The 14,504-nt window shown below is 34.1% G+C and carries 16 protein-coding genes; 6 read left to right on the top strand and 10 right to left on the bottom strand.

The features are described from left to right. Nucleotides 1–47: 47 nt before the first annotated feature. Together sodA and GW534_RS13715 are read right to left on the bottom strand one after the other, a co-directional pair. Nucleotides 48–653, bottom strand: a complete 606-nt coding sequence (gene sodA, locus GW534_RS13720; RefSeq protein WP_161921570.1) for a superoxide dismutase SodA — start codon at nucleotides 651–653, stop codon at nucleotides 48–50. Nucleotides 654–801: 148 nt separating this feature from the next. Beyond that, complete coding sequence (locus GW534_RS13715) at nucleotides 802–2,451, bottom strand: Na/Pi cotransporter family protein (protein ID WP_202630944.1); 1,650 nt, start codon at nucleotides 2,449–2,451, stop codon at nucleotides 802–804. A gap of 319 nt (nucleotides 2,452–2,770) precedes the next feature. Here GW534_RS13715 and GW534_RS13710 point away from each other — a divergent pair, with 319 nt between their 5' ends. After that, a complete protein-coding gene (locus tag GW534_RS13710; RefSeq protein ID WP_161921569.1) occupies nucleotides 2,771–3,100 on the top strand; it encodes a LysM peptidoglycan-binding domain-containing protein in 330 nt (109 codons plus the stop codon). 145 nt (nucleotides 3,101–3,245) lie between these two features. Further along, nucleotides 3,246–4,349: a flavodoxin-dependent (E)-4-hydroxy-3-methylbut-2-enyl-diphosphate synthase gene (gene ispG / locus GW534_RS13705; RefSeq protein WP_312854680.1), complete on the top strand. Its 1,104-nt coding sequence runs from the start codon at nucleotides 3,246–3,248 to the stop codon at nucleotides 4,347–4,349. Nucleotides 4,350–4,390: 41 nt separating this feature from the next. On the opposite strand, the gene GW534_RS13700 is transcribed toward ispG, so the two are convergent. Next, on the bottom strand, nucleotides 4,391–4,780 hold the full coding sequence (locus GW534_RS13700; RefSeq protein ID WP_161921568.1) for a DUF4190 domain-containing protein: 390 nt from the start codon (nucleotides 4,778–4,780) through the stop codon (nucleotides 4,391–4,393). A gap of 166 nt (nucleotides 4,781–4,946) precedes the next feature. On the opposite strand from GW534_RS13700, the gene GW534_RS13695 reads away from it, so the two are divergent. Further along, nucleotides 4,947–5,516, top strand: coding sequence for a hypothetical protein (locus GW534_RS13695; RefSeq protein WP_161921567.1), 570 nt, complete (start codon nucleotides 4,947–4,949; stop codon nucleotides 5,514–5,516). Nucleotides 5,517–5,563: 47 nt separating this feature from the next. On the opposite strand, the gene GW534_RS13690 is transcribed toward GW534_RS13695, so the two are convergent. Genes GW534_RS13690 through GW534_RS13680 form a run of 3 tightly spaced genes read right to left on the bottom strand, consistent with a single transcriptional unit; the run spans nucleotide 5,564 to nucleotide 7,613 of the window. After that, on the bottom strand, nucleotides 5,564–5,974 hold the full coding sequence (locus GW534_RS13690; RefSeq protein WP_161921566.1) for a Fur family transcriptional regulator: 411 nt from the start codon (nucleotides 5,972–5,974) through the stop codon (nucleotides 5,564–5,566). Between the two features lie 17 nt (nucleotides 5,975–5,991). Then, nucleotides 5,992–6,834 carry a metal ABC transporter permease gene (locus GW534_RS13685; protein WP_161921565.1) on the bottom strand — a complete coding sequence of 281 codons (843 nt, stop codon included), beginning with the start codon at nucleotides 6,832–6,834 and terminating at the stop codon, nucleotides 5,992–5,994. After that, a complete protein-coding gene (locus GW534_RS13680; RefSeq protein ID WP_312854679.1) occupies nucleotides 6,834–7,613 on the bottom strand; it encodes a metal ABC transporter ATP-binding protein in 780 nt (259 codons plus the stop codon). The genes GW534_RS13685 and GW534_RS13680 overlap by 1 nt, the downstream gene beginning before the upstream one ends. A 173-nt stretch (nucleotides 7,614–7,786) precedes the next feature. Between GW534_RS13680 and GW534_RS13675 the strand changes: the two genes are divergently transcribed. After that, the gene (locus GW534_RS13675; RefSeq protein ID WP_161921563.1) at nucleotides 7,787–8,041 is read left to right on the top strand and encodes a DUF2624 domain-containing protein; all 255 of its coding nucleotides are present in this window, start codon (nucleotides 7,787–7,789) and stop codon (nucleotides 8,039–8,041) included. Between the two features lie 49 nt (nucleotides 8,042–8,090). Here the strand turns inward: GW534_RS13675 and GW534_RS13670 are convergent, their stop codons facing one another. Together GW534_RS13670 and GW534_RS13665 are read right to left on the bottom strand one after the other, a co-directional pair. Beyond that, nucleotides 8,091–8,984: a deoxyribonuclease IV gene (locus GW534_RS13670; RefSeq protein WP_161921562.1), complete on the bottom strand. Its 894-nt coding sequence runs from the start codon at nucleotides 8,982–8,984 to the stop codon at nucleotides 8,091–8,093. A gap of 30 nt (nucleotides 8,985–9,014) precedes the next feature. Then, complete coding sequence (locus GW534_RS13665; RefSeq protein WP_161921561.1) at nucleotides 9,015–10,325, bottom strand: DEAD/DEAH box helicase; 1,311 nt, start codon at nucleotides 10,323–10,325, stop codon at nucleotides 9,015–9,017. A gap of 177 nt (nucleotides 10,326–10,502) precedes the next feature. On the opposite strand from GW534_RS13665, the gene vrrA reads away from it, so the two are divergent. Both vrrA and GW534_RS13655 read left to right on the top strand, forming a co-directional pair. Continuing rightward, on the top strand, nucleotides 10,503–11,168 hold the full coding sequence (vrrA, locus tag GW534_RS13660; protein ID WP_161921560.1) for a VrrA/YqfQ family protein: 666 nt from the start codon (nucleotides 10,503–10,505) through the stop codon (nucleotides 11,166–11,168). Between the two features lie 177 nt (nucleotides 11,169–11,345). After that, nucleotides 11,346–12,290: a 4-hydroxy-3-methylbut-2-enyl diphosphate reductase gene (locus tag GW534_RS13655; protein ID WP_161921559.1), complete on the top strand. Its 945-nt coding sequence runs from the start codon at nucleotides 11,346–11,348 to the stop codon at nucleotides 12,288–12,290. A 247-nt stretch (nucleotides 12,291–12,537) separates the two neighbouring features. Here GW534_RS13655 and GW534_RS13650 read toward each other — a convergent pair whose 3' ends face one another. Together GW534_RS13650 and GW534_RS13645 are read right to left on the bottom strand one after the other, a co-directional pair. Then, on the bottom strand, nucleotides 12,538–13,656 hold the full coding sequence (locus GW534_RS13650) for a Nif3-like dinuclear metal center hexameric protein (RefSeq protein ID WP_161921558.1): 1,119 nt from the start codon (nucleotides 13,654–13,656) through the stop codon (nucleotides 12,538–12,540). Continuing rightward, a complete protein-coding gene (locus GW534_RS13645; RefSeq protein ID WP_161921557.1) occupies nucleotides 13,634–14,362 on the bottom strand; it encodes a tRNA (adenine(22)-N(1))-methyltransferase in 729 nt (242 codons plus the stop codon). Before GW534_RS13645 ends, GW534_RS13650 begins: the two co-directional genes overlap by 23 nt. Nucleotides 14,363–14,504 lie beyond the last annotated feature (142 nt).

Genomic DNA, 14,504 nt, shown 5'->3' with positions numbered 1-14,504 from the left:
GTAAAAAGACTGGTCTAAACCAATAGACCAGTCTTTTGTATTCATTGTTATTTTGCAGCACTGTAACGTTTTGCAACTTCGTCCCAGTTAACTACGTTCCAGAATGCACCGATGTAGTCAGGACGACGGTTTTGATATTTCAAGTAGTAAGCATGCTCCCAAACGTCAAGACCTAAAATCGGAGTTTTACCTTCCATAATTGGAGAATCTTGGTTTGGTGTGCTTGTTACTTCTAATTCACCATTGTTTACAACTAACCATGCCCAACCTGAACCGAAGCGTGTAGTTGCTGCTTTTGTGAATTCTTCTTTGAATGCTTCGAAGCTACCGAATTTAGCATTAATTGCTTCAGCTAGTTCACCAGTTGGTTCACCGCCACCGTTTGGTGAAAGAATCTCCCAGAATAAGGAGTGGTTAGCATGTCCACCACCGTTGTTGCGAACTGCTGTACGAATATTTTCTGGTATCGCGTCTAAGTTTGCAATTAATTCTTCAACAGATTTGTTAGCAAACTCTGTTCCTTCAACTGCATTATTTAAGTTTGTTACGTAAGTATTATGGTGCTTCGTATGGTGAATATTCATTGTTTCCTTATCAAAATGTGGTTCTAATGCATCATATTCATAAGGTAATTTTGGTAATTCAAATGCCATAGCTAATTCCTCCTTTAATATGTAAATACTACTTAAGCTTTTTTAAAGCTCCACTTTTAGATTAGCAAAGTGGAGCTTCGAATTCAAATTAAATGCCTAATTTTGTTCACATTTTTAGGATTTTTTCCAACGGTTTTAATATGAAAGATTATACAGATTGATATTCTTGATGATAATCAATACCATCAATAATTGACTCAGCAATATTCACACAATGGTCACCCATTCTTTCTAGATTTATAATAACTTCTACAAATACAATACCTGCTTGTGCTGAACATTTACCTTCATTAACACGGATAATATGTTGTTTTCTGTATTTTCTTTCCATTGTATCAACCATTTCTTCTTTTTTAATAACATCTTCAGCTAAGTTAATGTCGACTTGATCAAGGGCTTCGATTACTTCTGCTAATGTTGTAATAACTAGTGAGAACATATCGTTAATATTTTCTTTCGCATCATCAGATAATTTAACTTTATTATTCACTAGATACTCGCCAAGCTCAATAATGTTTTCAAAGTGATCACCAAGACGCTCAAAGTCTCTTACCATATCCATTAAATTATTATGTTTTTTAGATTCTTGTGCGTTTAATGATGCTGAAGAAAGCTCAACTAAATAATCAGTAATTTTATGATCAAGATTATTTATAGCATCTTCTAATTGTAGCGCAATTTCTGCATGTTTACTTTGACCGGTATCTAAATAATTTTTCGCTTCTTCCATACCTTTTAATGCTAATTTACCCATTCGGATAACTTCTTCTTTAGCTGCACCTAATGCAATGGAAGGTGATTGTTGAATAAACACAGGATCCAATTGTTCTGCTTTATAATCTACATACGAATCCTCACCCGGAATAACTTTCGTCACAATCCAAGCAAGTCCTGCAATAAATGGTAATTGTATCAATGTATTCGTAATATTAAACGTACCATGGGCAAAAGCTATAACCATTTTATCATTTAAGCCAAGTGTTGCCTGCAGAAACTCTATAAATGCTGTAACCGGACCTAAAATAATTAAGAAAATTGTTGTACCAATAACGTTAAATAGTACGTGACTTAATGCTGCGCGTTTAGCTGCTATTGTTGCACCTAGTGATGCAAGTATAGCTGTAATTGTAGTTCCAATGTTATCTCCAAATAAAACAGGTAATGCTGCATCTAGAGAAACTAAACCATCGGCAAATAAACCTTGTAGGATTCCGATTGTTGCACTGGAACTTTGAACGATTACTGTAAATACTGCTCCAATAACAACCCCTAATATTGGATTATCACTCATACTAATTGTCAAATCATGAAAGGCTTGTAATTCTCTTAAAGGTTTCATTCCGTCACTCATTAATTCGAGTCCAAAGAAGAGAGCACCAAATCCAAATAATACTTGACCAAAATATTGCAGTCTTTTTGATTTAAAGAAAAATAGTAAAAAGGTACCAACGGCTAAAATTGGTAAAGCATATGCCCCCACATCGATTCCGATAATGAAAGCTGTAACTGTAGTACCAATGTTAGCACCCATAATAACACCAATTGCTTGGCGTAAGTTCATAAATCCAGCACTTACTAGACCAACAGTAATAACTGTCGTCGCTGAACTGGATTGTATAAGAATGGTAACAACCATCCCTGCTATAACACCCTTAATAGGGTTCGTTGTAAAACGATCTAATAAGTCTCGCAAACGATCACCAGCAGATTTTTGCAATCCATCTCCCATTGATTTAATACCAAAAAGGAAGATACCTAATCCACCGATAAATTGAAAAATAATCTGTTGAATATCCATATGTATAATTTCAACCCCTAATAAATTTTTTAATAAATGAAACCCCTAATAAACTATAGTTAAAAAATACACATAATGTAAATATTACTCGACAAAAATTTACATATTTTTAACAAAGTACAACAATATTACTTTGATGTTTCATCTATATTACAAAAAAGTTACAAAGGGACGTGGACGGGTGATTTTTATTTATGATTCCATTCTGTTGCAAGATTATTAAAATTATTGAAGAAAAGATTTATTCTAGTCTGCAGGAATAAATAAAAAATTGGATAATATTAAAATTAAAGGCATTTTAAGGAAAGGGGATTAATATATGAAGCGTGCCCTTACTTCGGTTTTAATTATTTTAGTTATTTACGCTGTGTTTATTGATTTAACGAAAGGCACCCTACTTTTGACTGAAATTGATGCTGATGTTGAAGATACGAAAGAAACAATGACAACTTATAAATATTTTGAAGTTACTGTAAAACCAGGAGATACATTATTATCATTAATTGAAAGCCAAGGTTTTTTCCCTGAACATGTTCCGATCGAGCAAATTGTAGAAGACTTTATTTATTTAAATAACGGTATTACACCTGAGCAAATGCAACCAGGTCAAATTTACAGAATACCCTATTATGACGAAATCGCTGAATGATCCTTTTATATTCAATTTTTCTAATAGTAGTTTTTCTTGATACAAAGTGCAAATGATTGATAAAATGTAATAGGTTACATATAAATTATTAACATTAAATATGTAAATGGATTTCATTAAAAGGGAGAGAATAATCTTGGGTGAAATTACGCATCGTACGCAAACTCGGCCTGTACAAGTTGGAAATTTAACAATCGGTGGCAATAACCAAGTTCATATTCAAAGTATGACAACGACAAAAACACATGATGTAGATGCTACTGTAGCACAAATTAAACGTTTAGAAGAAGCTGGTTGTCAAATCGTTCGTGTTGCTGTTCCTGATGAACGAGCAGCGAATGCGATTGCAGATATAAAAAAGCGAATTAACATTCCACTCGTTGCAGATATTCACTTCAATTATCGTTATGCTTTAAAAGCGATTGAAGGTGGAGTGGATAAGGTAAGAATTAATCCAGGAAATATCGGAAAAAGAGATAAAGTTGAAGCAGTTGTTAACGCAGCTAAAGAAAAAGGGATTCCTATCCGAATCGGGGTTAATGCTGGATCTTTAGAAAAGCATATTTTAGAAAAATACGGTTACCCAACTGCAGATGGTATGGTTGAAAGTGCCCTTCACCATATAAAAATTTTAGAAGAATTAAATTTTCACGATATTATCGTCTCTTTAAAAGCATCCGATGTTAATTTAGCGATTGAAGCCTACGAAAAAGCAGCAAAAGCTTTTGATTATCCATTACATTTAGGTATTACTGAATCAGGGACACAGTTCGCTGGGACAATTAAAAGCGCAGCTGGCTTAGGTGCTATGTTAAGTAAAGGCATTGGAAATACACTTCGTATTTCATTAAGTACAGATCCAGTTGAAGAAGTTAAAGTGGCACGGGAATTATTAAAATCATTCGGATTAATTTCCAATGCAGCAACTCTAGTTTCATGTCCAACGTGTGGACGGATTGAAATTGATTTAATTAGTATCGCCAACGAAGTCGAAGAATATATCCAAAATATTAAAGCACCTATTAAAGTATCTGTTTTAGGTTGTGCAGTAAATGGACCTGGAGAAGCTCGAGAAGCTGATATTGGAATTGCTGGTGCACGTGGTGAAGGCTTGTTATTTAGAAAAGGAAAAATTATACGAAAAGTTCCTGAAGAAATTATGGTTGAAGAATTGAAGAAAGAAATCGACGCTTTAGCTGAAGAATATTATGCGAAGGAAAAAGAAAAAGCATTACAAAATCAACAGTAATTAAAATGGTCAGACCCAATATCGGGTTCTGACCTTTATTATTAATAAAAGAGTGGAATGAAAAACAAACTAATGACTACGGACAATGCTCCCAAACCAATTGCCCAATTTCCAAGTCCTGTAGCTCCTCTGTTTCTTGCAATAAATCCTAAAACTATACCTGCCACTCCAAAAAGGATAGGAGCTGAAGTTACGAAGAGGGATAAAAAGGATAATGCTAATGCAATATATCCAAAGCCTCTGCCTGATTTTTCATGTTCTGGCTTTTCTTCATCCCGTTCACTTCGGACAGGTACTGGAGCATAAAATTCTGCTGCTGTTTCTTCATTATAATCATCATAGTCGTCATAGCCTGTTAAATAATCTTGATAGCCATTATTTACACTGTTATCGACATTTTTGGATCTTGAACGATGATGGTGTTGATTCATATTTTCCCCTCACTTTCCTTGGGAGCATTAATAGTATGAACAATTGAGGATTCAAATACACTGTAAATATTTTGCTAAATATGAAAACACACAAAACATACATATGGAACAAATAGACATATATGTTAAACTAAATAGGAAATACATTTTCAAAGGAGCAAAGAACATGCAGAAACGTTTTGGTATTGATATAGATGGAACAGTTACTTCACCAGAAGCTCTCGTTCCTTTTTTAAATGAAGGGTTTAACTTAAAATTAACATTAGATGATATAACACAGTATGACTTAACACCTTTCGTTCCCGTATCCAAAGAAGAATTTTATGATTGGTATTTAGAAAATGAAGGGAAAATTTACGAAAAATCCCCAATTGCTGAAGGGGCAAAAGAAGTATTAAATGAATGGGATAAAAAACATCAAATGTACTTTATTAGTGCAAGAAATAGTAAAAATTTCGATATAACGAAGGCCTGGCTTGATCGGCACGGTATTCGATACGATGAAATTATTTTATTAGGGTCGCATAATAAAGTAAAAGCGGCTAGAGAATGGAATGTTGATATTTTCTTTGAAGACCGTTATGAAAATGCAATCGAAATTCATGAAGAATGTAAAATACCCGTTATTTTATTCGATACTCCTTATAACCGCAAACCACTTCCCGACGGAATCATTCGTGTTAAATCTTGGTTGGAAGCAAAACAGCGGGTTGAAGAATGGTTAAAAAATAGCTAACCAATATTTAAGGAGGCTTTCCGCATATTTGGAAGCCTCCTTAAATATCAATGACACTTATTACAATACCCGTAGACCTCAAATTTATGACCAGAAATAGAGTATCCTTGCAATTCATTTCGGACATGATCCATTGGACATATTTCAACTTTTCTCGTCTTACCACATTGTAAACAAATAAAATGGTGATGATGTTCTTCATGGGTACAAGAAAACCGGAAATGTTTCTCTCCAAATAACTCTGTTGTTTCAACAATTTCTAGTTCTTCAAATAAAGCCAAATTACGATAAATCGTATCAAAACTCATATTCGGATACGTATCTTTCATTCCTTCTAAAATTTCTTTTGCCGACATATATTTATCATGTTCAGATAGAAATTCTAGCATGTCCACCCTTTTTCCAGTATATTTATAGCCGTGATCCTTCAGCAGTTGAATCGCTTCAGAAACGTTCATAAGAAACTCCCTCCCACTCATCTGGCATTATATTTCAATTTTTTACTATAAAGAATCGTAATAATGAGGATTACTGCAGATATACAAACGATAGTTCCACCTGGTGCTAAATCTAAATAAAATGCACTGATTAGACCACCAACGACGGAAACTTCTCCAAAAATAATTGAAAAAATAATGGTTTGTTTAAAACTTTTTGCCATTCTCATACTCGCAGCAACCGGTAATGTCATAAGCGATGAAACGAGAAGAACACCAACAATACGTATCGATATTGCAATGACTAAAGCGACGAGAATTATAAAAATAAGATGAACAATATTACCTCGAATTCCTTGAGCTTTTCCGTATTCTTCATCAAAAGCGAGCAGGAATAATTCTTTATATAAAAAGATAATAATTAGGACAACTAAAAGGCCGATGATAAAAATGGAATATAAATCGGTACGGCTTACCGCACTCACACTACCAAATAAATAGCCGAACAAATCATTATTAAAACCATCAGCGAGTGAGATGAAAATAACCCCTAGACCAATTCCAATGGACATTATAATTGGAATTGACAATTCTTCAAAATGTTTATACACTGATCTTAATTTTTCAATAAATAATGCGCCAATAACTGAAAATAACATTCCTCCATATAAAGGACTAATTCCGGCAAAAAACGGTGAATATGTGGCAGCGAGCATTGTTGCAGCAATACCGGATAAGGATATATGGCTCAACGCATCGGCAATTAGAGACATTTTCCTTACGACAATAAATACACCTAAAAGTGGTGCGATAATTCCGATGATCATACCTGTTAGAAATGAGTTTTGTAAAAATTCATATTGTAAAAACGTTTGAAACATCAATGTTTTCCCCCATTTACTTGCACATTGCTTACACTTTCCAAATCCGTTTGATAAAAAGACTGTGCATTAACTTTATTAATGTTTTTAAACTCTTTTACCGAACCATGGAACTGTAAAGACCGATTGAGCCACGCAATATGAGTTACTTGATTAATAACTGCACTTAAATCATGTGTAACCATGATTAACGTAATATTTTTTTCCTTATTTAATCTTTCTAACAAGTTTATAAAGGAAGCAACACGTTTAGAATCAATACCTACCGTCGGTTCATCCAATAAAATGATTTCCGGATCGCTAATGAGTGCCCGAGCAATAAATACTCGTTGCTGTTGTCCTCCTGATAATTCACCGATATTTCGATTAATTAAATCTTCCATTTCAACAGCGCGTAAAACGTCAATAACCTTTTCTTTAACATTCCGAGGATAAAAATGAAATAATCCGGTTTTTTTCGTTAAGCCACTACGGACAACTTCATAAACTGTTGCTGGAAAACCAGTATTAAAAGCGTTTGCTTTCTGTGGTACGAATCCAATTTTCTCCCAAGCATAGAATTTTTCAATTGGTGTTCCGTATATAAAAATTTCACCTTTTTGATTTTTTAAAAGTTGTAATAAAAGTTTTATAAGCGTTGACTTCCCTGATCCATTTGGTCCAAGAATCGCCAAAAAATCTCCCTTATGTACCGTTAAATTTAAATCCTTTAACACATCTTCGGAAGCATATCGGTAAGAAAGATTATTTATTTCTATAATTGGTGCCTTATTTTCCATCATGTCACCCTTCTTTATTTTCAAGTTCTTTCTCTTATTAGGAATGATTACGATTTAACTAATTCAGTATACAAAAATATAAATGTACTGTAAAGAATTAGATTTTAACCATTAAATATTTGGAACATTTTATTTTTGAGCGTCATAAAGTATGAATGGGGGGAGGAATAATAGTGAAGTTTTTAGAGAAAATTATTAATGCAAAATTAAATGGAATATCAGGAAAAGAATTACAAAAATTTGCCTTTCAATTCAATATAGATGTCACTTTAGAGCAAGCTGAATTAGTTTCTCGATATTTAAAGGGAAAAAATATCGATGTTTTCAATAAAACAGATCGTGAAAATTTATTAAAAGAAATTAGTAATATTGCCGGGCCAGAAACAGCTAAAAAAGTGAATCAATTATTTTCTAATTTCGTAAATTAGTATGCCCTAAACAGGATAAGGGCTCCAAAATGGAAGCCCTAAACATTGTTTATGCATTTAATATTTTTTCTAACACATTTTCATCAAACTTTTGATTTTTAAACATATCAATTTCAAATTTATATGGTGGCTTTTTATTATTTTTATCTTCTCCTACATACGGAGTTTCTAATATTTTTGGAACATCTTGTAACTGTGGATGGTGAACAATATAATTTAAAGTCTCGAATCCGATTGTACCGAAACCGATATTTTCATGACGGTCTTTTCTTGAACCAAGCGGATTTTTACTATCATTAATATGAAGAACTTTTAGACGATCGATTCCAATAATTTTATCAAATTCATTAAGAACTCCATCAAAATCTTCTTTCACATTATACCCAGCATCATTTGTATGGCATGTATCAAAACATACTGAAAGGCGCTCATTATTTGTTACACCATCAATAATCATTGCTAACTCTTCAAAAGTTTTTCCACACTCGGAACCTTTCCCTGCCATCGTTTCTAAAGCAATTTGAACATCTGCTTCTTGGGAAAGAACTTCATTTAAACCTTCAATAATTTTTTTAATACCTACTTCTTCACCAGCTCCAACGTGAGCGCCCGGATGAAGAACAATTTGTTTTGCACCAAGCGCTTCTGTTCGTTCAATTTCCGTTTGCAGGAAATCCACACCTAGACGGAAAGTTCTCGGATTTGTTGTATTAGCGATATTAATAATGTATGGCGCGTGAACAACGATGTCTTGAATACCGTTTTCCTCCATATGAGCTCGTCCTGCTTCAATATTTAACTTATCGATACTTTTTCTCCGTGTATTTTGTGGTGCACCTGTATAAATCATAAATGTAGTCGATCCATAAGATACCGCTTCTTCACTTGCTGCTAGAAGCATTTTATCCCCACTCATCGATACATGTGATCCAATTTTTAACATTTTGTTCCCCTCTTCCAATATATCTGTTTTTTACTTTTTGCTTTTTTTGCGCATCATTCGTTTTTGTTTCTCAATTTCTGCCTTTAATTTCTTTTTATAGCCAGGTTTTATTTTCTTCGGTTTTCTTACTTTGTGAATGATTTCTGATTCAATGTTAGATGTTGTCCTTTTTCGCAGTTTCCGAACGTTACGATCTTGAATCTCGACTAACTCACCATCGACAATATCCATGTTTTTAAAAGTAATCCCCATTTTTTCAAGCTTTGAAACCTTTAATTCATCTTGTTCATCATATATAACTGCCGATATACCTGTATAGGAAGCTCTTCCCGTCCTTCCAGAACGATGAATATAGAAGTTTAAATCATTTGGTAATTCATAGTTAATTACGTGACTTACACCTTCTATGTCGATTCCACGAGAAGCAAGATCTGTCGCAACGATATATTGATACTCTAAATTACGAATTTGGTGCATCATCTTTTTCCGATCTCGCGGCGATAAATCACCATGGATAATCCCAACTTTTAATCCACGCTCACTTAACCCATCTGCTACAATATCAGCCATTTTTTTCGTATTTGTAAAAACAATCGCTAAGAAAGGATTGTAAATTTGTAATAAATTATCAAGAATATCTAATTTATTACGATGGCGATATGGAATCAGCACATGTTCAATAGAGCTTGCTGTCCGTTTTTTCAGATTAACTTGAACAAATTCAGGATTTTCCATATACTTTTTCAAAAATGGCTTTAAATTTTCAGGAATTGTCGCAGAAAAAACAAACATCTGTAACTTCTCAGGCATAAGTCCGGCAATTTTATCGACATCTTCTAAAAAGCCCATATCAAGCATTAAGTCCGCTTCGTCGACAACCATCATTTCAGCAGTGTGAACAAATAGGGCTTGTTCATTAATTAAATCGTAAATACGACCGGGAGTGCCGATGACAATATGTGGCTGCTGTTTTAATCGTTCAATCGTACGTGCTTTATCTGTACCACCAACTAAAAGTCTTGCGGTGATCATTTCTTCTTTTTCGCAAAACTTAGTTAGTTTTAGTACTTCATGATAGATTTGATTCGCCAATTCACGCGTCGGGGCAGTAATTACAGCTTGGACCTCTTGAATATTCGGATTTATTTTGGTAAGAATTGGCAAAAGGAATGCATGGGTTTTTCCTGTACCTGTTTGGGATTGACCAACAACAGATACATCTTTTAATGCTCTTGGAATAATTCGTTCTTGAATATCTGTCGGTTCATAAAAACCGATAGATTTTAATCCTTCATATAAAAATGGCTTCAAAGGAAACCTAGTAAATTTTGTCTCTTTCATAATTAAACGAACTCCTAACTATATACGAATTAATAGCCTCAACTTAGTATTATACAATAAAACGGAAAAATAACTCCACTCATACCGATTTATTAATAAATAAAAGAAATACTTAACCGTTTTTTACTTATTGCATATCGTGTTAAAAGAGAAGCCTTGGCGTAGAGGAGGATGAAAATGCCATCAAGATTCCAACAAATACCAAGAAGTCCCTTTTCTGGCTATGTAATGGGACAATATCCACCGCAAAATATGTACCCTCAACGAATGTATCAACAACAGTATTATTATCAACCAATGGGACAAAGGCGCGGACCATTTCGCAATCCTAATCAAATGAATCGAATGCGGCAATCGAATAGAGCTGGTGGGCTCCTTTCAAGATTATTGAATAGAAGACAAACACCACAACCGACAAATCCATTTCAATTCGGGCCAATTACGAGACAATCACAAGCAAATATCCCGAGTTGGTTAAATCCAGATTCCATTTCTCGTTTTTTAGGTCAAACCCAACAAGTTTTAAGAACTGGGCAACAAATCGGTGGAATGATTCAACAATACGGTCCGATTGTAAAAAATTTACCCGCACTTTGGAAAATTTATCGCGGATTAGATAATGAAACAACAAATAATGATTCTAATCAAGATGATGAAAAACAGCAAGAACAAAATCAAACAAAAGAGCAAAAAAATGATGATATATTTAATAATGATTTTTTTAAAGAAGAAAATTATGGTAATAATAAACAAGTGAAAGTGAGTCATACTGCTGAAAAAAATAAACAAAACTCACAATCAAGATTTAAAGAAAAAAAGTCAATACCTAAAATTTTTATTTAATAACTGTTAAAGCTCCCTTATTTAAGGAGTTTTCTTTTTTCTTCAATCAACTTGTATAATTAATGGTTTTTATTTTTTGCAATCTTAACAAGAAAAGCTATTTTGCATGTTCTCTTTGTCAGAATTAGAAGACTTCGATATAATAAGATTAGTTTGACATAATTAGGAGGAGAACATATGGAGGTTATAAAAGTATCCCCCCGCGGTTACTGTTATGGTGTTGTCGATGCAATGGTCGTCGCACGAAATGCTGCTTTAGATGAAAGTCTACCTCGACCAATATACATACTCGGTATGCTCGTTCATAATGCAAACGTAACGAAAGCATTCGAAGAAGAAGGAATAATTACATTAGATGGTAACAATAGAAAAGAAATTTTAGAAAAAGTTGATAAAGGAACTGTAATTTTTACTGCCCATGGTGTTTCACCAGAAGTAAGAGAATTAGCAAAGCAAAAAGGACTCGTTACATTAGATGCAACTTGTCCTGATGTAACAAGAACACATGAATTAGTTAAGGAAAAAACGGATGAAGGCTATGATGTCATTTATATTGGTAAAAAAGGACATCCAGAACCAGAAGGAGCAGTTGGAGTTGCTCCACACGCCGTTCATTTAATTGAAACGATGGAAGATGCGAAACAATTATCAATTGATAATGAAAAAATAATCATAACGAACCAAACGACAATGAGCCAATGGGATGTTAAAGATATTATGGACTACTGTCTTGAAAAATATCCTCATGCAGAGTTACACAATGAGATTTGTCTTGCTACACAACAAAGGCAAGAAGCAGTTGCTAAACAAGCTGGTGAAGCAGATGTTTTAATTGTTGTCGGAGATCCGAAAAGTAATAACTCTAACCGATTAGCACAAGTATCGGAAGAAATTGCTGGTACGAAGGCTTATCGTGTAGCCGATGTAACTGAAATCGATATCGATTGGATCAAAGATGCGAAAAAAGTAGCTGTGACTGCAGGTGCATCTACACCAACCCCGATTACGAAGGAAGTTATCCAGTTCCTTGAACAGTTTGATCCAGAAAATGAGTCTACTTGGATCCGTGAACGGAAAGTGCCATTAACTAAAATACTTCCGAAAGTTAAGAAGAAAGCTTAATAAACAAGAACAGCAAAAAGCAAATTGAATTAAAATAAGTTAATACTAGAAAGCCCTACTCGCTTTCCGCGGGCGTGGCTTGAGCCTCCTCGACTCGCATGCTCGTCTGTGGGGTCTCAAGACTCACGCTCATCCCGCAGGACATTGAATTTTCTGCGGAGGATTACACCGCAGAAAAAATACGAATGTTTTTTTCAAGTCTCGTAGGGCTTTCAATATTTTATTCATTAAACTTTCACTTTCGATCTTATAAGAAATAAAACGGGTCTGTATTAATTTTTGAAGGGATTATATTTACATCAAGCTTTTTCTCTTCACACATTTCGGTAAGTTTATCAGCTACACCCTGTTTCATCACTTTTTCGACGTTATGTCCTGGGTCAATTAAATTTAACCCATCAAGTTTCGCATCGATGGCTGTGTGATAATACATATCGCCTGTAATAAAGACATCTGCACCTTTACGGATTGCTGTCGTATAATACTTTCCTCCATCTCCACCAACAATGGCCACTTTTTTCACTTTATCTTGTAAATTCCCTGTTACTCGTACCCCTGTTACATCTAATTGTTTTTTAACAAAAAGGGCAAATTCCTCAAGTGTCATTTCTTCATCTAGATATCCGATACGACCTAAACCATATGTTTCTCCTTTTAAATCTAGTGGATAAATGTCGTAGGCTGGTTCTTCGTACGGATGAGCTTTCAACATTGCTTTAATTAGTCTCTTCTCGATGCTGGCAGGAAAGACCGTTTCAATTCTTTCTTCTCGAACCGCTTCTAATTGACCAACAGTTCCAATATGAGGATTCGTGTTTTCTCCTGGGAGAAATCTACCTGTACCTTCATTTGAAAAGGAACAATGACTATAATCACCGATATGACCTGCTCCGTAATCCCCTAACGTTTTACGTATTTTTTCTGCATCTTCAACCGGTGCATACACAACTAATTTTTTCAAAGGTTCTTCATATGTAGGAACTAATACTTCAGTGTTTTTTACACCGAGTATGTCAGCTAACATGTCATTAACGCCACCTTTAGCAATATCTAGGTTAGTATGGGCAGCATATACTGCAATATCATGTTTAATTAATTTTGAAATTATTTTTCCATAAGCATCTTCTGTACGAATTGTTTTTAATGGATTAAAAATTAATGGATGATGGGCAATGATAAGTTGAACATCATTCGCTATCGCTTCATCAACAACATCTTCAGTAACATCTAAAGCAATTAATACATTTTTCACCGTTTGATTTAATGAACCAACTAGTAGTCCTATTTTATCTCCATCCATTGCTAAATGTTTCGGTGCAAATTGCTCAAACAATTGAATAATCTCATGACCGTTCGGATGTTTCATGGCCAATCTCCTCCTCATACCATTCAATATAATCTTTCAGCTGCTTTTTTTTCTTATGAATTTGTTCATTTTCAACAGCCTTATTTAATTGCTCGTAAATTCTATTCCACTCTTTATATTCACGACTCCATTTTTCTAAAAATGCTGGTGATTTTTCTTTTAAAAGAAATGGTCCAAATAAAATTTCTTGATCTATTTTATCTTGATTATAAGGTTTATAGCTATCCCCTTTTTCAGCAACTAAAATTTCATATATATGACCATCTTCCTCTAAAATTTTTTCAGCTAGCAATTCCCAATTGTGTTGAATCAACCATCGACGAATCACATTCGCTGATATATTTGGTTGTAAAATTAACCTTTTAACCGTAGCTAACTTGTCCTTGTCATTATCTAAAATCGAAGCAATTAGTGAGCCACCCATTCCACAAATTGTGACACAATCAACTTGATCTTCATCACTTATTACTGCTAAACCATTTCCTTTACGAGTCTCGATTACGTCGGTTAAATCCGCTTCATTAACACTCGCCTGTGCGGCAGCAATTGGTCCATCCGCTACATCCCCCGCAATCGCTCCTCGAATTATATTATTTTGAAAAGCAAATATTGGTAAATATGCATGATCTGAACCAATATCAGCTAAAAAGCTACCATTAGGAATATATTCTGCAACTGTTTTTAATCGACTTGATAATTGAATCATATTTAAAAATCACCATTCTTTCTTAGCTGTATCTAAAGTTTTTGAAAGAACTTTCCTAACTATTTATTAATAGTAGTGACAATTCCTCTATTATATTAACTTACAAGAATTGGAAAGGAATTTCAAACAAGAAAAAAGGTTA

It is taken from the genome of Pallidibacillus pasinlerensis, from assembly GCF_009996845.1.
In the GTDB taxonomy this organism is placed as follows: Bacteria; Bacillota; Bacilli; order Bacillales; family Caldibacillaceae; genus Pallidibacillus; species Pallidibacillus pasinlerensis.
This window is presented reverse-complemented; position numbering and strand designations above follow the sequence as displayed.